Below are 19,942 nucleotides of genomic sequence, written 5' to 3' on the forward strand. Positions count from 1 at the left end.
CGGCCGGACAGGGAAAACAACTCAAATGGGCCGGCGGGCCGTCCGGGGTAAGGATAGGGGCGGCCCGTCGGATAAAGCAATAACTTGGTCCGCGACCTTCCGTGACCGCGGATCGACGGAACGTGGCGCATTCAGGAAATGCGCATTTCCGCTTCACTCCATGGATTCTCGAATGCAATTCCGGAATCCGCGCCCTCAGGAGAGGGCGCGTCGGGCCGTCGCCATTCGGCTCCGCCCCGGCGCGCGTCGTCTCAGGGCACCCGCGTGCAGGGGATGTCGTTGAGTTTGAACTGGGCGGGAATGGCGTTCGTCCCGGTGACGGTCGCCGAGAAGCCGAGGCTCTGACTGGAGCCGGGGCCGATGTAGGTGTTGCTGCCGTCGTCGCGGGCGGTCACCTGCGTGCCGGTCTGGGTCACCGTGGAGTTCCAGGCGTACGTGATCTGCTGGTTGCCCGGCCAGGTCCAGTTCAGGGTCCAGCCGCTGATGGGGGTCGTGCCGGTGTTCTTGACGACCACGGTGCCGTTGAAGGCGCCGTTCCAGACCTCGGTGAGGTAGGTGACCTCGCAGGAGGTGCCCATCTTGAGCCCGCCGCGCAGGAAGGTCGCGAAGTTGGCCCAGGTGGGGTTCAGCGTGCCGGTGCCGACGGTCTCGGTGCAGTTCTTGGTGGTGGAGACGGTCTGCGAGCCGAAATGAGCGGGGTCCATGATCTGGGGGACCATGTGGTCCGCGCCGGGCACCGAGATGAACGTGGCGTCACCGCACTGGGCCTTGATCCTGTTGTAGAGCAGGACGCTCTGCCCGTGCGGCACCAGGAAGTCGGCCTGGCCGTGCATGAACATCAACGGCGGGTCGTTGCTGTCGACGTACGTCATCGGATTGGCCTGGGCCACGGTGGCCGGGCAGGTCTGGATCGGGCAGCCGACCAGGAGGGACTCCGGGGAGGCGGGCGAGTCGTGGTCGAGCCCGCCGGTCGGCAGGTTCTGGGAGTTCATCTGCAGGAAGTTGGTCGGGCTGAAGAACGCGACCCCCACCTGCACCGCACTGGAGACGCCGGTCGTGCCGACGGTGCCCTCCAGCGCCGACACGCCGCCGGACAGGGTGGCCATCTCCGTCAGCCAGCCGCCCGAGGAGTCGCCCATGATCGCGAAGCGGTTGGGGTCGAGCTGGTACGTGGCGGCGTTCGCGCGCAGCCAGCGGATGGCCGCCTTGATGTCGTGGACCTGGGCCGGGAAGATCCCTTGGGAGCTGGACCGGACGCTGACGCCGGCCACGGCGAAGCCCAGCGGGTTGTAGATCGCCGCGATGGCGTCCGCGCCGGCCTTGCCGTCGTCGCTGCTCCACGCCGAGCCGGTGTGCCAGATCAGCAGCGGCCGGGGGGTGAGGCCGGCGGACGGCAGGTAGAGGTCCAGAAGGTGCCCCTTGCTGCCGGCCGGTTGTGCGGGCGCGTACGCGATGTTGGTGATCGTCTGCGCGGCTTGAGCCGGCGGCGCGAAGGCCGCCGGCACACCGACGGCGGCCAGCACGGTCATCATCAGGCCGACGAGCCAGGCCGTGCGGATGCGAGCTTGCATGGTGCGACTCCGGTTGGTCGGATGGTCGCCGCTTCCCGGTGGCCGTGCGCGTCTCGTCCGGGGCAGCCGTGATCAGCACGCCGACGGTGGTGCCTGCGAGAACAACGTCGTGCTCGAGTGTCGCGGCTCACATCGATATGGGCGGGGAGACGATATGACACGTCCGCGACGATGGTCAAAGTTTTCTTGGTTTCGTTTCCCTTCAAACGAAAAAGCGGCATAAATCGTACTTTGGGGGCGTAAGGCGCGGAGACGGCCCCAGAGCATCCATGCCGCGCCCAGGCGGTCCGATACGCACCGACGAGGCCTTTCACGGCCGTCCGGCTCCGCAATTGACAGCAGCCCCAACTCCGTGCGTCGTTCCATGGCAACGCCGATGAAAGTTTCATGGCCGCCCTCGGCTGATTCCGTCGGGACAATCCCTCCGGCGCGGTGGGTGATAATGTCCTGCGTCATGATCTCCCCAGCCGCAGGAGGACGAATGCGAAAGGCACGCGCTGTTCTCGTCTCAGCCGTCATGGCCCTTGGAGTGACGCTGACGATCGGGGCCGCCCCGGCGCACGCCGAAAGACTGGCCGGCGTCTTCAGGGAGCACGCGGAGTGCGAGCGGACCGGAACCTACGGCGTCACCCAGGAATGGTGGGACGACTATTCATGCCAGTGGGAGGACCGGTACCTGTACTACTTCCTCTACGCCTGATCCCGTGAGACGCACGCGCCCCCGGCCCTGAGGGTCGGACCGGGGGCGCGTGCGTCATCGGCATGTCCGGGGGCATTCCCGCGCCCGCCGTCGACGCCCCCGCGCCCCCGAGGAAAACTCCCGCCCGGCGATGCAACATCTTGATCCCTTCGGCCGTCTGGGATGTGACTACCGAAGGGACTGCACGTGGATGACGAACCCGGCTTCGACGACTTCGTGGCGGAGCAGACGGACGCGCTGCTCCGCTACGGGTACGTCCTGACCGGAAACCCTCATGACGCGGCCGACCTGGTCCAGGAGGCTCTGGTACGGCTGTGCGGCGCCTGGCCGAGGGTGAGACGCAAGGACAGCCCGCACAGCTACGTCCGGACCACGATGGCGCGGCTGCACATCAGCGTCTGGCGGCGGCACAGGCGGGAGCAGCTCATCGGAGAGCCGCCGGAACGGGGGCACCACGATCTCCTCCCTCCCGACGAGGACCAGGGCCTCTGGGAAGAGCTGGCCGGGCTGCCCCGCAGACAGCGCGCCGTACTGGTGTTGCGCTACTACGAACAGCTCGCCGACAGCGAGATCGCCAAGGTGCTCGGCATCTCCCCCGGAACCGTGCGCAGCCAGGCCTTCCGCGGCCTGGACAAGCTGCGTTCCGCCCTCTCCCCCGCGCCGGCGTCCCACAGGAGCATGCGATGACCGATCTGGAAGACAAGCTGAACCGCGTCCTGTCCGGGGCGGCGCAGCGTGCCCCGCAGGCGCCGGCCGGGCTGCTCGCGACGGTCAAGACGCGCCATCGCCGACGGCGGGCGCGATCCGCCGCCATGCACGCGGCCGCGGCCGTGGTCCTGGTGGCGGGCGGGGTGGGCGTGGCGGTGAGCGCCATGGGCGCGTCGGCCGAGCCGGCGCCCGCAGTCGGCGCGACCGGCGCGACCGGCGCGACCGGCACGGCCAGCCGCCCCGCCGACCGGATTCCGCCGCCCGTCGAGAAGGTGTGGCCGCAGGCGGTGCACAAGATCCCGGTCAGATTGCCCGACGGGCGCGCGTACTACCCGCAGTTGCTCCTCGACGATCGGACGCTGCTGGTCATGACGGGCGTCAGCGATGGGAGGCGTCAGTTCCTGTGGGCCTTCGACCTGGGCACCGGCCGGGCCAGGCGGATCGCCGAGATCCCCCCGACGAAGGGATCGGCGATCTTCGCCGACGGCGTCGCCGCGGGTGGCGGCGACATCGTCTGGTGGGCGTCCTACAAGGAGGCGGGCGGCCCGCGGGTCGCCCGGATCTGGACGGTCCCCGCCACCGGCGGCCGGCCCCGGCCGGTGACCGACGTCCCTCTCGGAGACGTCATGAAGCAGGGGCACATCAACGGGCTGGCAGTGACGGGCTCGGACGTGGTCTTCGCCTACGAGAAGGGCGGGGTCTACCGGGTGCCCCTGAGCGGGGGCTCGCCGCAGCGGGTGGAGGGCACCGAGGGGTATCACGTCCTGCGATGGCCGTGGGTGGGCCGCCACCAGGGGAAGGCGGTCTTCCGCGACCTGCTCAACGTCGAGACCGGTGAGCGGCGCGACGCCGTCGTCAAGGCCGACGAGGAGGTCAGGTGCGGCGTCGAGCGGTGCGCGGGCGTGGCCGTGCGCTACGAGACCGTCAAGGTCGAACGCCCCCGCGACCGCTCCGGCAAGGAGATCAGGTGCGGTGCTCGCCGGTGCCCGGACACGACGCGGGTGCAGACGATCCTGCGCAGGTTCGTCCGCGACCGGGACGGCTCCCACGAGCGTGAGCTGCCGCGCAACTTCCAGCAGGGCGACGACGCGCCCCTGGAGCGCTTCTTCAAGGTCGACCTGATGGCACCGGGGAACCAGTCCGTCCTGACGCTGTACGACGCCGACACCGGCACCTCCGCCGACCTCGGCGTGCGGCCGGACGCGCAAGGAGGCATGGCCTACCCCGACGGCGGCCTCGACCGGCTGATGACCTACCCGATCAAGAACGAGATGTACGTCCTGGACCTGGCCGCGATCAAGTAGTGGCACGCCCCGGGCGGCGGCGGGCCGGGAGGTCGGGGCCGCCCTTGTTCAGCCGGGCGTTGATCTGGCCGGCCTCCACCTCCGTGATCACGCCGTGCGGCAGCTCCACGCCCAGCGCCGTGGCCAGTTCGCGCTGGCGGACGTCCACCAGGCTCTCCACCAGGGTCGCGTACGCGTGGGCGTGGCGTCGCGCCGCCGATCGGCCGGCGGTCAGCAGGCCGGCCGCCACCACCGCCCCCGGCCACCACAGGCAGCCCAGGAGCGCGTACAGCAGCCCCCAACCGGCGGTGAGCGCGGCGGTGTCGAGTGCCGCGCGGGCCTCCCGTACGGGCACCCGCTGGTGGTCCTCCAGCAGCGCCCACAACCGGGGCCACACCAGGGACACCCGCAGTCCGTGGTACTCCGCCCGCACCCGCTCCTCCAGCAGCGCGAGCCGCCGCCCCGGCCAGGTGAGCCTGCGCCCGCGCCGTTCCAGCAGCCACAACCGCTCCACCGCCCCGACCGCGAGCCGGGCCAGCCCCGCGGCCGCGACGGCGGCCGCCACGGCGAGCACGCCCACGGTCACCAGCGCCACCGGGTCGACGCCGATCCGGGTCAGGCCGTCGCGGGTGCGGCGGACGAGCAGGCCCAGGTCCAGCGCGTGGGCGTGGCCGAGGGTGATCGCGCACCAGGAGGCCGCCGCGAAGCACAGGCCGAGCGGCCAGGCCGGGGACAGCCAGCGTTCGGTGGCCTTCTTGCCCACCTCGGTGAGCAGCCCGTCGAGCACGGCGGTCACGACTCCGTGAAGCGCATGGGCCGGCGGCGCAGGTCGCAGACGGGGGGCCGGTTCCTGGCGTCGCGGCCGGCCCGGCGGCCGCACCAGCCGTCGGGGCAGACGTACACGCCGTGCAGCTCGGGCCCGGCGGCGCCGAACAGCAGGTACGGCTGGAGGTCACCGCGCACCTCCTCGTCGGCGTCGTCCGCCGGGGCGGGATCGAGCAGGGCCAGCACGTCGAGGGCGGTGCCGCCCTCGTCGAGCACGGTCAGCGCATCGGCCAGGGCCGCCGTCCAGCCGCCGGCGGCGGCCTCCTGGCGCAGGGAGGGAAGTTCGGCGCACAGGAACGCCCGCGCCTCGTCCTCGGTCATGCCCCACATCGTCCACGACGACGGGCGTCCCCGGTATCCCTTGACGGCCCCGCCCGCTCTGGGAGGACATGGACTCCGACGCGGCCGAGCTGCTGGCCCGCTACGAGCGCGAGGACGACCGGGACGCCCTCGACCGGGCCGTCGATCTGTACGCCGGTGAAGGCGGCACGGCGTACGCCAGGGCGCTGCTGATGCGCCACTCCCGCACCGGCGCGCGGGAGGACCTGGACCGGGCCGTCGCCGTGTGCGGGGCGGCGCTGGAGAACCCCTCCGCGGTCCCCCGGGAACGCCTCAAGGAGCTGGTCGTCGCGGCCGACGCGCTGGTCGCGACCTGGGACGTCACCGGCGCCCCGGCCGACGTGGACGCCGCGATCGCCTGGTACCGCCAGGCGGTGGAGCTCGAACCCGGCTCGGCCGTGGCGCTGTCGAAGCTGGGACTGGCCGTCGCCAGACGCCGTCTGATGGGCGGAGGAGGGCCCGGGGACCTGGCCGAGGCGCTGGAGCTGTGCCGCCGGGCCGTCACCCTGGGCCGCCCGGAGGGCGACACCGACCTGGACCGGGCGGCCGATCTGAGCAGGCTGTCCCTGGCGATGAGCGGGCGGGCGACGGAGGCCGAGGACCCCGCGCTCGCCGAGGCGGCGGTGGAGACGATGGACGACGCGCTCGCGCTGCTCCCGGCGACCGGCCCGCAGCGCTGGGGGTACGAGATCGGGCGGTTGACGGTCATCGGCAACCGGTACGCCCTGCTGGAACGCCCCGAGGACCTCGACACGCTGCTCACCGGCCTGCCCGCCCTGGCCGGCACGCTGCCCGAGGACCTGCCCGGCCGCCGTATCGTCCTGCTCCAACACGGTCTGATGCTGTACGCCCGGTTCAGCCGTACCAAGCTGCCCGGCCACCGGGACGACGCGATCAGCGTCCTGCTCCGGACGCTCGGCGACCCGCGGCCGGGCCTGTCGGCGATCGAGGGGCTCGCCGACCGGGTTCTCCGCAACCTGCTGTGGAACCGCATCGCCCGGGGGCCGCGGCTGGAGGACGTCGACGAGCTCATCGCCCGCGTCCGCGCCCTCCTCCAGGACCGGCCGGGCGACCAGGAGCTGCGCGAGGAGCTGCACTCGGCGGCCACCGCCCGTTTCTCGGTCACCGGCGACCAGGCCGACCTGCCGACGGGCGAGGACCTGCGGGACGAGGTGAGCCGGACCGAGGCCAGGGTGATGCGGGCCATCGCCGCGGGCCGGGAGGAGCTGGACGCGGCCATCGCCCAGGCCGACCGGGTCCTGGCCGCGCCCGGCCACGACGAGGACCGGCTCCTCCCGCTGCGCTTCACCCTCACCGGAGCCCTGTACGCCCGTTACGCGGTCCGCGGCGACCGCGACGACCTCGACCGCGCCGCCGACATCCTCACCGACCAGCTCGGAAGCGACGGCCCGATCACCGGCCACGTGCACGTGCAGCTCGCCCTCACCCGGTGCGCCCTCCACGACGTGACCGGCGAACCGGCCGTCCTCGACGAGGCCCTGGCGCACGTCGCCGACGCCGGCCGGCTCATCCCGCCCGGCCACTCCGACCGCAGGCTCGTCGAGCACGTCCGCGGCATGGCCTTCACCCGCCTCCACCGGCGGGACGGCGACCCGGCCCACCTGGACACGGCCGCCGACGCCTACCGGGCGGCGCTCGCCACCATGCCCGCGAACCACCCCCACCGCGCCCTGTTCGAGTCGGAGCTCAGCCTGGTCCTGCAGGAGCGCGCCGCGCAGTCGGGCGGGCCCGGCGTCGGTGCCGGTCTCGATGCCGGCGTCGATGCCGCCCTCGACCTGGCCCGCCGGGCCGGGCGCGCGGCCCTGCCCGGCGAGCAGCGCTTCACCGCGTACTTCGCGCTCGGCCAGGCCCTGTCCCAGCGCTTCCGGCTGACCGGCGACACCCGCGCGGTCGGCGAGGCGATCACCGCCTTCCGGCGCGCCCTGCCGGAGTTGCCGGACGGCCACCCGAACCGGGCCTTCGTCCTGAGCGGGCTGTCGCACGCCCTGGCGGCGCACGCCGAGTGGACCGGGTCCCCGGCCGCCCTGGACGAGGCGATCGCGGCAGGGCAGGAGACACTGCGGCTGCCGGTGCACGGAGCCGTGCGGGTGAACGCCGTGCTCGGCCTGGCCGAGGCGCTGCGGCTGCGCGGCCAGCGCACCGGCGGGCGGGCCGACGTCGAGGCCGCCGTCACGACCGTCACCGCGGCGCTCGCCGACCTCCCCGAAGGCCATCCGCAACGGCCGGCCTGCCAGGTGCAGCTCGCCGTCGCGCTGTCGCAGCGCTACACGATGAGCGGCGACGTCGGCGACCTCGACCGGTGCGTCGACGTCGCCCGCTCCGCGCTGGGCGCGCTGCCGCCGCACTCCCCGCTGCGAGGGCCCGCGCTCCACGCGCTCAGCGGCGGCCTGTGGAAGCGCGCCGACCATCGCGGCGACCTGGAGGACCTCGACGAGGCGGTCGAGACGATCGAGCAGGCCCTGGCCGCTCCCACCGGCGACCACCGGCATCGGGCGCCGATGCTCTACCACAAGGCGGGCGTGCTGCGCCGCCGCGCCGACGCGCGCGGGCGGCCCGGCGACCTCGACGCCGCGATCGAGGCCGGCCGCGAGGCCCTGGAGGCGCTCCCGCCGGGCCACTCCTACCGGCCCGTCCTCACGAAGGGCCTGTCGCTGCTGTACGTCAGCCGCTACGACGACGACAACCCCGGCGACCTGGAGGAGATCGTCCGCCTGGGGCGCGAGGGGCTCGCCGCCACGCCTGAGGACGACCCGTCGTGGGCCAGCCAGCAGCACGTGGTGGGCCACGGCAGCCTGCTGCGCTTCTGGCGTACGGACCGGATGCGCGACCTGCGCGCCGCGATCCGCCACCTTGAGCTGTCCGTGGCCGCCACCGCACCCGACGACCCCCTCCTGGCCGCCCGCGCCGCCCAGCTCGGCCTGGCCGTGAACATCAGGTACGAACGCCGCCACCGCCGTCGCGACCGCGACCGCGCCATGGCCGCCCTCAGGCTCTCGGCCGGCGTCACCTCGGGCGACGTCCTGTCCCGGCTGGCGAACACCCGCATCTACGCCGGCTACAACCTGCACCACGACCGCCCGGCCGAGGCGCTGGAGCAGTACCGGGTGTGCGTGCAGGAGCTGCTGCCGCTCGCTGCCTGGCGCGGCCTCGACCGCGGCTCCCAGGAGAACCAGCTCAGGCAGGCGACCGGGCTCGCCACGGAGGCGGCCGCCGCCGCGCTGGTGGCCGGCTCGCCGAGGTCCGCCGTCCAGCTGCTCGAACAGGGCCGCAGCGTGTTGTGGGCCCAGCTCCTGCAGACCAGGAGCGACCGCAGCGAGCTGCGTGCCCGCCATCCCGGGCCGGCCGCCGAGTTCGACGAGGTGAGCGCCGTCCTGGACAGGCCGCCGGCCGGCGAGCCGCTCCAGCCGGATGAGCTGGGCTCGGCCGGACGTCCCGCCCGGCGGGCCGAGGCCGACCTGCGGCGCGAGGCCACGGCCCGTTTCGCCGAGCTGTGCGATCAGATCAGGCAGTTGCCCGGTTTCGCGTCGTTCCTGCGGCCCCCCGACTTCGCGGCCCTGAGCGCGGCGGCCGACCGCGGGCCGGTCGTCATGGTCAACGTGGACCGGCGGCGCTGCGACGCGTTGCTCCTCACCTCCGGCGGGCTGCGCGTGCTGCCGCTGCCGCGGCTGAGCCACCAGGAGGCCGCCGGGCGGGCCGAGGGGTTGCGCCGCACGCTCGGCGCGGCGCACGGCGGCAGGGCGGCGCGCATCTCCGCGAACCAGACCGTGCTGGCCACCCTCGAATGGCTGTGGGAGGCCGTCACCCGCCCGGTGCTCCACGAGCTCGGCCTGCTCGCGGCCCCGGGCGGCGACCCGCCCAGGCTGTGGTGGTGCCCGACCGGCCCGCTGGCGGCCCTGCCGCTGCACGCCGCCGGACGCCACCGTGACGGCGGGCCCTGGGTGGGCGACCACGTCGTGTCCTCCTACACGCCCACCCTCCAGGCCCTGCTGCGGGCCAGGTCCACACCGGCCGCGCCGCCGTCCGCGCCGGTGCTGGTGGCCGCGCTGGCCGCGACCGCGCGCCCCGGCGGGGGGTACGCGGACCTGCCGCAGGTCCCCGCGGAGGTGCGTGCCGTCCGCGACGCCCTGGGACCGCGGGCCGTCGTGTTCGAGGGTCCGGCCGCCACCCGCCGCGCCGTCCTGGACGCCATCCCGGCCTACCCGTGGGTCCACTTCGCCTGCCACGGCGACCAGGACGACGCCGAACCGTCCGCCAGCCGCCTCGTGCTGCACGACGCCGACCTGACCGTGCTCGACCTGACCAGCGTCGGCGTGGACGGCGGCGACCTCGCCTTCCTGTCGGCCTGCGAGACCGCTCAGGGCGACACCGCGCTCACCGACGAGGCCATCCACCTGGCGGCGGCGTTCCAGCTCGCCGGCTACCGCAACGTGATCGGCACCCTCTGGTCGATGTACGACGCCTCGGCCGCCGAGGTGGCCGCGGACGTGTACGCCGTCCTCGCCGCGGGCGCGGCCGATCCCGCGGTGGCGCTGCACCGGGCCGTCACCCGGCTGCGCGGGACACCCCGTTTCGGCAGCCCGCTGTTCTGGGCGCCCTACGTCCACCTCGGCGTGTGATCGCGGGCGGCTCGACGGCGTCGAAAACGCGTCTGGCCACGGCCGTCGAGGCCGACGTGAAAGGTAGGGCGTACGGGGTTCGCCCGGAGCCCGGCCACTATGGCGGCACTCACATTTGTCCAAGTTCTGGCGTAATGTCCACCGGCGCGGCCTTCGCCTGTTAGATTCCGTACTGATGATCAAGGAAAGGCGCGACGGCGGCCCCGCCATGGGCCGCTGAGGCGTGAAGGGGTGCTTCACGGTCCGGGGACCTTCGACGGGGGTCTGATCCTGTCCCCGCGCGGCCGTCCGGTACGGCGAGCCCAGGACCCGATCGTGTGCCGTGCGAGCAGCCCTGCCGATCAACGTGCCGATCGACGATAGGAGCAATGTGCTGAGAAGAACTCCCCTGCTCGCCGCCGCCCTCATGATGGTGACGACGCTGTTAACCGTCCCGATGGCGGGGACGGCCGGCGCGGTGGTGACCGGGCAGGACGTCACGGATGCCGTCGGCAAGCGCGGCATCACCTGGGGGCCGTGCGAGGAGGAACCAACCGTCGAGTGCGGCACGCTGGCCGTGCCCATCGACTGGTCCAGGCCCGACGGCCCCACCGTCGACCTGGCCCTGGCCCGCCGCAAGGCCACCGACCCGGCCGCCCGGATCGGTTCCCTGCTGAGCAACCCCGGCGGGCCCGGCAACTCCGGCGTGAACGACATCCTTCGCCCCTCCGGCTTCAGCCAGGAGATCCAGCGACGGTTCGACATCGTCGGCTACGACCCCCGCGGCGTCGCCCGCAGCGGCTCGGTGACCTGCTCGGCCTCGGTGTACAACCAGATGCCGAACCCGGTCATGACCAGCCAGGCCGACTACCTCAAGTGGGTCGCCTACGACGCGAGGCTTCGCGCCGACTGCCGCAAGCTCACCGGCCCGCTGTACGACCGCCTCGACTCGGCCAACGTGGCCCGCGACATGGACGCCATCCGTGCCGCGCTCGGCGACGACAAGCTGACCTCCTACGGCGTCTCCTACGGCACGCTCGCCCAGCAGATGTACGCCGAGCTGTTCCCCGGCCGCATCCGCGCCATGGTGCTGGACAGCAACATGGACCACAGCCTGGACGTCAAGGCGTTCCAGGTCACCGAGGCGGCCGCCGTCCAGGACAGCTTCCAGGAGTTCATCGCCTGGTGCGAACGCGACAGCGAGTGCGTCCTGAACGGTCGCGACATCCGGGCGCTGTGGAAGGGCCTGCTGGAGAAGGCGGACCGGGGCGAGCTGCTGTGGCCGGGCGACGGCCGTCCGGTGAGCGCGCACAACCTGATGTGGCTGGGCGTCGTGCTCAACGAGGCGCCCTCCTGGCGGCAGGAGGCCGCGGTGCTGCGCGCGCTGGACGGCGGTCCGGTGCCGGACGACATGCCCGGCCCTCCCGGCAACTGGCCCGTGAACGGCCAGTACGCCGAGCTGCCCACAGCGATCCTGTGCCAGGACTGGAACCTGTCCCTGCGGGGCTACGACCAGTACGCCGAGGTGATGCGCGCCTCCAACGCGGTCGCCCCGGACATGCGGTACAACCCGATGCCGATGGGCGACATGCCGATCTGCCAGGGCCACCCGGTCAACAACCCCCAGCACCCGCTGCGGTACCGGGGCACCACGCAGCTGCTGGTGGCCAACACCAGGCACGACCCGGAGACGCCGTACGAGTGGTCGGCCAACGTGGCCCGGCAGCTCGGCTCCAAGGCCACCCTGCTCACCTACGAGGGCTGGGGCCACGGCGTCTATGGCATGACCGAGTGCACCACGGTCGCCATGGACAACTACCTGATCTCGCCGACCGTACCCGTCAAGGGCAACCGCTGCCCGGCGGAAGAGCCCCAGGGCTAGGCGGAACAGCAGTGTGAAGGTGCCGGGCCGACACGATTCGGCCCGGCACCCAGGCATCCTTGACGAACTGCCGATCGGGTGGCGTGCGCACCACGATCCCGTATGGTGTACGGTACGTCGTACGATACGAGTGGAGGGGCAGCATGCACCAGCCGAGCGCCGAGGAACTGAAGAGCGTCGATAACTGGTTCGCCGACTACGACGCACGCGCCGAGCAGGGCGAGATCGAGAAGTTGGCCGACCTGGCGGTCTTCCCCATGAACGTGGCCACTGACGTGCCGGACGGCCACGCCAGCGTCCGCCAATGGACCCGGGACGAGTACGTCGAGGCGATGAAGGAGTCGATGGGGGGCGGCACCGCCGGGCTCGGCCTGCGCTCGACGCGCACCCCGCGCTTCCTCAGCCCCAACCTGGTCGTCGTGGAGACCGAGGCGACGATGACGATCGAGGGTCAGGAGCACCACATGCACTACGCCGACCTGCTGGTGCGCACCGAGGAAGGCTGGGCGTTCCAGACCATGGTCCAGGGGGGCTGGGGCCACGGCTGGCCGTCCGCCAAGCGCGGCTGACCTCGCCGCCCCGGCCAGGACATGCCCGGGTGAGGAGCCGGCAGGCAGGCGGCCGGCTCGTCACCGTCCGAACGCCCCCTACTCCGGGCCGAGGCGGTCGAGTACGGCGGCGTGCACGTCCGGAGGGAGGGGGCCCTTGCGGGCGGCGGTGATGTTGGCCCGCAGGTGTTCCGGGCGGGCCGAGCCGACGATCACCGAGTGCAGGTCCGGATGCCCGAGGATGAACCGGAGCAGGATCTCGGTCACCGGCGCGCCGTCCGCCAGTTCGTCCAGGCGGGCGGCGGCGAGCCGGGCGTGGCGCTCGGCCAACGGCCGGCGCACCGGCTCGGGCACGGCCTCGGGCGGCGGCGCGAGCGAGCGGGCCACCGAGCCGCGGGCCACCGTCCCGGCCCCGGTCGCCGCGGCGGCCCCGACCAGCCGCTCGTGGGAACGGTCGAGTGCCGAGTACGGCAGCAGGAACACGTCGAACGCCCCCGTCGCGATGTGGTCGGGAAGGTGGGGCAACTCCCCCGACATGCCGGTGAAGCGGATCTTGCCCTCGTCCCGGAGCGCCCGCATCTCGGCGACGGTGTCCTCGGCCTCCATCACGGCGACGCTCGGGCTGAGGTGCACCATCAGGATGTCGAGACGGTCGGTGCGCATCCGGCGCAGGCTCCGCTCGACCCCCGCGCGGACGTTCGCCCTCGTGTAGACGTGCGCCGGGTCGCCGCCCGGAGGCGGGCAACCGCACTTGCTCGCCAGGACGAACTCGTCGCGGCGATGCGCGATCCAGCGGCCGATGTGCTCCTCGGCGTCGCCGTAGTCGGGTGAGGTGTCGATGAGGTCGACCCCGGAGTCGAGGGCCTCGTTCAGCATGGTACGGGCGGCGTCGTCGGTCACCTGCGGGCCCCAGGCGCCGGGGCCGCGCAGTTCCATGGCTCCGTAGCCGAGGCGGCTCACGCGCAGGCCGGTGCGGCCGAGGATCGCGGTCGGGAGGGTCACGTCGCCGTCCTCAGGATCGATGGGTGGTGCATCCGCCAAGCCTTTCCACGGGGTGATCGAACCGGAAGGTGAGGTCAGTGTTCGCCGTAGTGGCCCGCGACGGCGGCGAAGACGGCCTTGGGGTCCCAGGGCAGGCCGGGGTAGGCGGTCCCGAGGCGGTCCTCGTACACCTTGACGATGCCGTAGGAGGCCAGGTCCAGGTCGTCACGCGGGTCGCCGTCGGGGCGGTGCGGGTGGTCGCGCAGCGCGAAGGTGAACACGAAGGCGCCGTCCACGCCGGCGGCGTCGAAGATCTCCAGGAGCTCGCGCACGTACGCGGCCTGGCCGTCCTCGTCCCGGACGTGTTCGCCGGTCAGCCGGAGGGGTGCGCGGGTGCCCTTCTCGTACTCGACGACCTCCAGGCCGAGCGCGCCCCGGTCACCCGCGCCCCGGTACGTCGCCGAGCCGAACTCGGTGATCGCGACCGGCCTGCCCTGCGCGACGAGGGTGCGCACGCCCTGCTCGAACACGCCGGCAATCTCGGCCGACCGGTAGAGGTCCACGGAGACGAGGTCGAAGGGCGTCCAGTCGACGGCTTCGAGCGGCACGGAGGCGTAGGTCACCCGGCCGCCGAACCGCTCGCGCACCACGGCCACGGCCCGGCCGAGGAAGTCGTTGACCCGCGCGCCGACCCCGCCGACCAGCTCGCGCACCCGTTCCGGACGGCTCAGCAGGGCGACCCGTTCGTCGATGTCGTCGCCGGGCAGGAAGTCCTTGTTCATCAGGCACAGCTCGGCCCCGGTGACGAAGACGACCTCGGCGCCGCGCCGCCTGATCCGTTCCGCACGTTCGGCGCAGTCGGCGAACAGCGCCAGCATCTCCTCCTCGGTCAGCTCCAGCGGGTAGGGCGAGAACCAGACCTCCAGGCCGAGGTCGGCGGCATGGCCGGCGGCGATCTCCAGGCGTTCGGGGTCACCGCCCATGACGCGGACGGCCGTGCAGTGCAGGTCGTCCCGGATGACGCGCATCTCGCGCGCCACCACGTCGGGGTCGAACCCGGGGTGGCCGATCGATCCGTTGACGACGAAGCCGGTGTCGTAGCTGATGCCTTTGGCTCGCATGATCGCGTCCTCTCCATTTACGGTACTGAACGTACCTTAACCGATTTGCGGTACGGTCAGTACCCTCAGGCCGAGGAGGGCGGGCGATGACCGAGGCGAGCGGGCGGACGCGGCGGCGCGGCGCCGCACTGGAGGAGGCGATCCTCGGCGCGGCGGCCGACGAGCTGACCGCGTCCGGGTACGCCGGGCTGACCATGGACAAGGTCGCCGCCCGCGCCGGCACCAACAAGAACGCCATCTACCGCCGCTGGCCCAACCGCCTGGCCCTCGGCGTCGCCGCCTACAAACGGCTGGCCACGACGGTCTCGCCGCCCGACACCGGGGAGCTGCGCGGCGACGTCCTGGAGCTGCTGCGCCGGGCCAACCGCTACTGGAGCTCGCCCCTCGGCGCGATCCTGCGCGACCTGATCGCCGCCGCCGGCGGCGCCGCCGAGCTCCTGGCCCAGCTTCAGGAGCAGTCGGACGACGCGGTGGCCGCGCCCTGGCTGGCCGTCCTCGAACGGGCGGTGGCCCGCGGCGAGGCCGCCCCCGAGGCGCTGCGCCCGCGGGTCGCCACGGTGGCCATCGTGCTGCTGCGCAACGAGTTCGTGGTGCGGGGAGCGCCCAGCGCGCCGGACGACGTGCTCGTGGAGATCGTGGACCAGGTCTTCCTGCCGCTGGTCCGGCGGCGTCAGGGCGCGTGAGGAAGGCTCACCAGAGCCGGTCGATCTCTCCCGGGTGGAGGCCGATGCGCGCGTGGTGGAACGACAGCCGGCGCGCCCGCCCCTCGGACGAGAGGAAGTCGCCCATGGTGACCTTGTCGAACCCGGGCTGGTCGCTGGGGAACGGCGCCTGCGGGGTGCCGCCGACCAGGACCGCGCCGGGGATCATCGACCAGCCGGCGCTCTCGTAGAAGCCCTGGAGCGGGCGGTCGCAGGTGAACAGGGCCAGGTCGAAGCCCGCGTCGGCGATGGCCTCGTGCGCGGCGGTCACCAGGTGGCGGCCGTGTCCCCGGCCGCGGGCCGCCTTCCTGGTCACCACGGTGCTCAGACCGGCGGCGCGGAACCGGTGGCCGGCGTGGGTGAGGGGTTTGGACAGGATGTCCAGGGCGGCCACGACCGTGTCCCCGTCGAGAAGGATCATGGACCGGGGGGCGAGGGCCGGGTCGTGGGAGGGGCCCCCGCCGTCGGGCGCGGGGAAGGAGTGGCCGGGCCAGGCTTCGCGTTGCAGGTCGCGCACCTGGGCCAGCAGCTCCAGGGGGATGTCCGGCTCGGGGAACGACCTGATGAGCATGGCTCCCGAGTGTGCCCGGCGACGGACGCGCGAGGCAAACCGATTCCCGGAGGACGGCGGTGGTCAGGGGTTGGGTGGGGGTGTGGCAGGAGGCTTGCCGGGGGTGTCCGCCAGGACGGAGGTCAGGATCGCCAGGATGCGTTCGGCGTCGGTGAGCAGGCTGCCGCTCAGGGCCCAGCCCGCCGGATGGACGACCTCGCCCTTCTGGATCTCCGTCGTCATCTGCTCGTGGATGCGGCCCGCCTGCGCCTCCGCCCGGCCGAGCAGGGTGCGCGCCCTGGACGGGTCCGGGTCCCGGCGTACGGTGGCGGTCAGGGCGTCGCCCAGCAGATCGAGCAGGTCGGCGTAGTCGCGGGCGTAGTCGGGGCTGACGTCGGTCGAGGGCCCGTCGTGGTGTTCGAGGTGGGACAGCGCGTGCACGATCGTGTGCGCGTGCGCGGCCAGCGTGGTCAACCGGCGCAGGACCTGGTCGTGGTCCTGCGCGGCGGCGGCCGGATGAAGGCTGTGGCGCAGGTTGTAGCGGCGGCTCTCGGCGCCGTCGGCCACGGCGGCGGCCGCGTCGGCCAGGCGCTCGTCCAGCCGGACGGCCTGGCGTTCCCAGTCGGGCAGCGCCGAGAGGTTCCATTCGTCCCGTAACCCCTCGGCGACGGAGGTCAGCAGGGCGGCCGTCTCGCGGGCCAGGCGGCGGACGGCGGCGCCGGGCCGGTCGCGGTACAGCGGCGGCCACAACACACTGTTGACCAACGCCCCGCTCAGCGCCCCGATGGCCGTGGCCAGCACGTACGCCAGCAGGTAGCGCTCCTGGGAGGCGGCGGCGAAGGAGAGCAGCAGCACGGCCGTGGTGGCGACGTCCGAGCCGTGGTTGCCCATGCGGTGCCAGCGGGCGGCGACCAGGGCGGGCGGCACGACCAGGACCAGGCTGAGCACGCCCAGGCCGAGCAGGTGCCCGATGCCGCCGGCCAGGATGACCCTGGCGCCGACCGCGGCCACGCGGCGCAGGCCGTTGGTGAGGGTGCGGTACACGGTGGCGTGGACCATGATCACCGCGGTGGCCGGGGCGATCCAGGTGGCGCCGAGCGCCAGCAGCCTGCTGGCCGTCAGCCAGGCCAGCACCGCCGCCAGCGTCGCCTTGGCGATCTGGAGCGCCTGCAGCCGCTGGTACGACCCGGGCTTGGCCAGCCCGGCGGCCTGCCCCCGGACGTACGACACCTCACGCCTGACAGCCGCGGACATCCGGTCACCCCAGCCACCCCACATGACGTGACATTTACTCACATTTAGGACGAGCCGCAAGCACTCCCCCGCGCGAGTCCGGGCACGCGGCGACATGAGAGGATCACGGGCCATGGAGATCATCGACAGCGGCCGGTTCGCGCCCGCCCCGGACGGTTCCGCCCACTTCGCCGAACACCTGAGCGTGCCCGCGCTCAGCTTCGGCACCTACTCCATCCCGGCCGGCGCGACCGACGGCCAGTCGCCGCACGCCGAGGACGAGATCTACGTCGTCACCGGCGGGCGCGCCTCCTTCACCTCGGGCGGCGTCACGGTCGAGGTCGGCCCCGGCACCACGCTGTTCGTCCCGGCCCGCGAGGAGCACCGCTTCCACGACGTCACCGAGGACCTGGTGACGCTGGTGTTCTTCGGCCCCGCCTACAGCGGCGTCCCGGAGTCCTAGCCCCCGCGGGCGACGGACGGAGAGGACGGTCCGTCCCCGGAGGCGCGAACTCGTGGGCCGCGACCGCGCCACGCGGGCGGAAGGCTGACGAGACTGGAGGACGGGAGCGGCGCGAGCGGCCGTCCCCGTGCGTGTAACCGTTGCCGCCCGGCCCTGACGAGATGAGAGCCCTCATGACTGTCACCCCCGCCCAGCTGCGCGACCTCGCGCGCCGCGCCCAGGACCTCGCCGCCGAGGTCCGCTCCCTGTGTGACGCCGAGCCCGCCGGATCTCCCGAGGGGGACCAGCTCAGGGCGGCGCGGCACGCCGCCGACTGGCTGGACCGGGGCGGGGAGGACCTGCAACGGTCGGCGGGCGACCTGGCCAGGCTCCGTGCCCAGCGCGAGCAGGTCTGCGGCATGCCGTGGGGCGTCTGCCCCGAACACGGCAACACCCTGTCCTACCGGGCGAACATCACCGAGTGCCGCGTCTGCCACCGCACCTGGCCGCAGGACCGGCTCGGCAGGCCCTGCCAGGAGCTGGTCCGGTGGAAGGTGACCGACCAGGCCGGGACGGTGACCAGGATGTGCGACGGGCACGTGCTCGGCGCCCGCGCCGTCCTTCAGGGCGCCACGTTCACCCGGCTTGATGCCGAGGGCGCCCAGGCCTGAACCGGCCCGACAGCACCGTCGCGGTGTTGATCACCGACACGTGGCTGAAGGCCTGCGGGAAGTTGCCGACCTGCCGGTCGTTGACGGTGTCGTACTCCTCCGACAGCAGGCCGACGTCGTTGCGCAGGCTGAGCAGCCGTTCGAACAGCTCGACGGCGTGGCGCCGGCGGCCGGTCGCGGCCAGGGCGTCGGCCAGCCAGAACGAGCAGGCCAGGAAGGTGCCCTCGCCGCCGGGCAGGCCGTCGACGTCCCCGGCCGCGGACCGGTAGCGCAGGACCAGCCCGTCGTGCACGAGGTCTCGGGCGACCGCGTCCACGGTGCCGACGACGCGCGGGTCGTCCGGGGGCAGGAAGCCGAGGCGCGGGATGAGGAGCAGGGCGGCGTCCAGGGCGGTCGAGCCGTAGTACTGGGTGAAGGTGTTGCGTTCGGCGTCGTAGCCGTGGGCGCAGACGTCGTGGTGGATGCGTTCGCGCAGGTCGCGCCAGCGCCCGGCGGGGCCGTCGCGGCCGAACGCCTCGACGGCCTGGATCATGCGGTCGGCCGCGACCCAGGCCAGCACCTTGGAGTGCACGAACTGGCGGCGCGGCCCCCGGGTCTCCCACAGCCCGTTGTCGGGCTGGTCCCAGATGCCTTCGAGGTAGTTCATCAGGGTGGTCTGGAGGTCCCAGGCCTGGTCGTCGATCGCCAGGCCGGACCGGCGGGCCAGGTGCAGGCAGTCGAGGGTCTCGCCGTAGACGTCGAGCTGGAGCTGGCCGGAGGCGGCGTTGCCGACGCGTACGGGCTCGGACCCCTCGTAGCCCGACAGCCAGTCCGCGGTCCACTCGGGGATGCGCCTGCCGCCCTCGACGGTGTACATGATCTGCAGGTCGGCGGGGTGCCCGGCCACGGCCCGCAGCAGCCATTCGCGCCAGGCGCGCGCCTCGGCGTCGTAGCCCGCGGTCATCATGGCCTGGAGGGTGAAGCTGGCGTCGCGCAACCAGCAGTAGCGGTAGTCCCAGTTGCGCGGGCCGCCCAGTTGTTCGGGCAGCGAGGTGGTGGCGGCGGCGACGAGCCCGCCGGTGGGGGCGTAGGTGAGGGCCTTGAGGGTGAGCAGGCTCGTGCGGACGGCCTCGTCGTAGTCGCCGCGGTAGCCGCAGCGGCGGGCCCACTCACGCCACAGCCGCTCGGTGTCGGCCAGGGCCTCGGGCGGGTCGACCGGCTCGGGGCGCGGCAGCCACGACTGCTGCCAGGTCAGCGCGAACGGCACCCGCTGCCCCTCCCCGACGGTGAACGAGGCGGTGGTGCGGTGCTCGTCGTCGTCCGGGCACAGCTCGACGGGGGTGCGCAGCCAGGTGGCGTCGCCGCCGGCGACCGCGGCCAGGACGCCGGGCTCGTACCGCAGCCAGGGGATGTCGTTGCCGTAGTCGAAGCGCAGCACCAGTTCCATGGTCATCTCGACGCTGCCGCGCACACCCTCGACGATCCGCACGACGTCGGGGGCCTCGCCCCGGGGCGGCATGAAGTCCACCACCCGGACGCTGCCGTCGGGGCCGTCCCAGGTGGTCTCCAGGATGAGGGTGCCCTGGCGGTAGCCGCGCGAGGTGGCCCGGCCGCCGCCGGCGGGGGCCAGCAGCCAGCGTCCGGCGCGCGGGCCGTCGAGCAGCGCGGCGAAGCAGGCGGGCGAGTCGAAGCGGGGCAGGCACAGCCAGTCGATCGAGCCGTCGCGGCCGACGAGCGCGGCGGTGTGCATGTCGCCGATCAGGGCGTAGTCCTCGATCCGCATCGGCGCCCG

At 73.1% G+C, this 19,942-nt stretch carries 17 protein-coding genes; 9 read left to right on the plus strand and 8 right to left on the minus strand.

Annotation, left to right across the window (positions count from 1 at the left end):
• Positions 1–251: 251 nt before the first annotated feature.
• On the minus strand, positions 252–1,571 hold the full coding sequence (locus tag AB0J97_RS12330) for a cellulose binding domain-containing protein (RefSeq protein ID WP_364087538.1): 1,320 nt from the start codon (positions 1,569–1,571) through the stop codon (positions 252–254).
• Positions 1,572–2,052: 481 nt separating this feature from the next.
• Here AB0J97_RS12330 and AB0J97_RS12335 point away from each other — a divergent pair, with 481 nt between their 5' ends.
• From AB0J97_RS12335 to AB0J97_RS12345, 3 genes are all read left to right on the plus strand, one after another.
• The gene (locus tag AB0J97_RS12335) at positions 2,053–2,271 is read left to right on the plus strand and encodes a hypothetical protein (RefSeq protein WP_364087540.1); all 219 of its coding nucleotides are present in this window, start codon (positions 2,053–2,055) and stop codon (positions 2,269–2,271) included.
• Positions 2,272–2,457: 186 nt separating this feature from the next.
• The gene (locus AB0J97_RS12340; protein WP_357697172.1) at positions 2,458–2,958 is read left to right on the plus strand and encodes a SigE family RNA polymerase sigma factor; all 501 of its coding nucleotides are present in this window, start codon (positions 2,458–2,460) and stop codon (positions 2,956–2,958) included.
• Positions 2,955–4,283: a hypothetical protein gene (locus AB0J97_RS12345; RefSeq protein WP_364087542.1), complete on the plus strand. Its 1,329-nt coding sequence runs from the start codon at positions 2,955–2,957 to the stop codon at positions 4,281–4,283. Before AB0J97_RS12340 ends, AB0J97_RS12345 begins: the two co-directional genes overlap by 4 nt.
• Here the strand turns inward: AB0J97_RS12345 and AB0J97_RS12350 are convergent.
• Together AB0J97_RS12350 and AB0J97_RS12355 are read right to left on the minus strand one after the other, a co-directional pair.
• Positions 4,276–5,058: a hypothetical protein gene (locus tag AB0J97_RS12350; protein WP_357697168.1), complete on the minus strand. Its 783-nt coding sequence runs from the start codon at positions 5,056–5,058 to the stop codon at positions 4,276–4,278. The two genes, AB0J97_RS12345 and AB0J97_RS12350, sit on opposite strands and share 8 nt — an antisense overlap.
• Positions 5,055–5,408, minus strand: coding sequence for a hypothetical protein (locus AB0J97_RS12355; RefSeq protein WP_357697167.1), 354 nt, complete (start codon positions 5,406–5,408; stop codon positions 5,055–5,057). Before AB0J97_RS12355 ends, AB0J97_RS12350 begins: the two co-directional genes overlap by 4 nt.
• 68 nt (positions 5,409–5,476) lie before the next feature.
• Between AB0J97_RS12355 and AB0J97_RS12360 the strand changes: the two genes are divergently transcribed.
• The 3 genes from AB0J97_RS12360 (at position 5,477) to AB0J97_RS12370 (ending at position 12,493) form a co-directional block, all read left to right on the plus strand.
• The gene (locus AB0J97_RS12360; RefSeq protein ID WP_364087545.1) at positions 5,477–10,063 is read left to right on the plus strand and encodes a CHAT domain-containing protein; all 4,587 of its coding nucleotides are present in this window, start codon (positions 5,477–5,479) and stop codon (positions 10,061–10,063) included.
• Between the two features lie 370 nt (positions 10,064–10,433).
• Entirely contained in the window at positions 10,434–11,924 is a 1,491-nt protein-coding gene (locus AB0J97_RS12365) for an alpha/beta fold hydrolase (protein ID WP_364087547.1), read from the plus strand.
• Between the two features lie 143 nt (positions 11,925–12,067).
• A complete protein-coding gene (locus tag AB0J97_RS12370; RefSeq protein ID WP_364087551.1) occupies positions 12,068–12,493 on the plus strand; it encodes a nuclear transport factor 2 family protein in 426 nt (141 codons plus the stop codon).
• Between the two features lie 78 nt (positions 12,494–12,571).
• Here the strand turns inward: AB0J97_RS12370 and AB0J97_RS12375 are convergent, their stop codons facing one another.
• Both AB0J97_RS12375 and AB0J97_RS12380 read right to left on the minus strand, forming a co-directional pair.
• On the minus strand, positions 12,572–13,474 hold the full coding sequence (locus AB0J97_RS12375) for an aldo/keto reductase (RefSeq protein ID WP_364087553.1): 903 nt from the start codon (positions 13,472–13,474) through the stop codon (positions 12,572–12,574).
• A gap of 74 nt (positions 13,475–13,548) precedes the next feature.
• Entirely contained in the window at positions 13,549–14,574 is a 1,026-nt protein-coding gene (locus AB0J97_RS12380) for a hypothetical protein (protein ID WP_364087555.1), read from the minus strand.
• 86 nt (positions 14,575–14,660) lie between these two features.
• Here AB0J97_RS12380 and AB0J97_RS12385 point away from each other — a divergent pair, with 86 nt between their 5' ends.
• Positions 14,661–15,257: a TetR/AcrR family transcriptional regulator gene (locus tag AB0J97_RS12385; RefSeq protein ID WP_357697152.1), complete on the plus strand. Its 597-nt coding sequence runs from the start codon at positions 14,661–14,663 to the stop codon at positions 15,255–15,257.
• A gap of 7 nt (positions 15,258–15,264) precedes the next feature.
• Here the strand turns inward: AB0J97_RS12385 and AB0J97_RS12390 are convergent, their stop codons facing one another.
• Together AB0J97_RS12390 and AB0J97_RS12395 are read right to left on the minus strand one after the other, a co-directional pair.
• The gene (locus tag AB0J97_RS12390; RefSeq protein ID WP_364087558.1) at positions 15,265–15,846 is read right to left on the minus strand and encodes a GNAT family N-acetyltransferase; all 582 of its coding nucleotides are present in this window, start codon (positions 15,844–15,846) and stop codon (positions 15,265–15,267) included.
• Between the two features lie 63 nt (positions 15,847–15,909).
• Complete coding sequence (locus AB0J97_RS12395) at positions 15,910–17,079, minus strand: hypothetical protein (protein ID WP_364087561.1); 1,170 nt, start codon at positions 17,077–17,079, stop codon at positions 15,910–15,912.
• Positions 17,080–17,191: 112 nt separating this feature from the next.
• Between AB0J97_RS12395 and AB0J97_RS12400 the strand changes: the two genes are divergently transcribed.
• Positions 17,192–17,521, plus strand: a complete 330-nt coding sequence (locus AB0J97_RS12400) for a cupin domain-containing protein (RefSeq protein WP_364087563.1) — start codon at positions 17,192–17,194, stop codon at positions 17,519–17,521.
• 173 nt (positions 17,522–17,694) lie between these two features.
• Positions 17,695–18,171, plus strand: a complete 477-nt coding sequence (locus AB0J97_RS12405) for a hypothetical protein (RefSeq protein WP_357697146.1) — start codon at positions 17,695–17,697, stop codon at positions 18,169–18,171.
• Here the strand turns inward: AB0J97_RS12405 and AB0J97_RS12410 are convergent.
• Positions 18,137–19,933: a glycoside hydrolase family 15 protein gene (locus AB0J97_RS12410; protein ID WP_364087565.1), complete on the minus strand. Its 1,797-nt coding sequence runs from the start codon at positions 19,931–19,933 to the stop codon at positions 18,137–18,139. The genes AB0J97_RS12405 and AB0J97_RS12410 overlap by 35 nt on opposite strands.
• Between the last annotated feature and the right edge of the window lie 9 nt (positions 19,934–19,942).

It is taken from the genome of Nonomuraea sp. NPDC049607, assembly GCF_040675375.1.
GTDB lineage: Bacteria > Actinomycetota > Actinomycetes > Streptosporangiales > Streptosporangiaceae > Nonomuraea.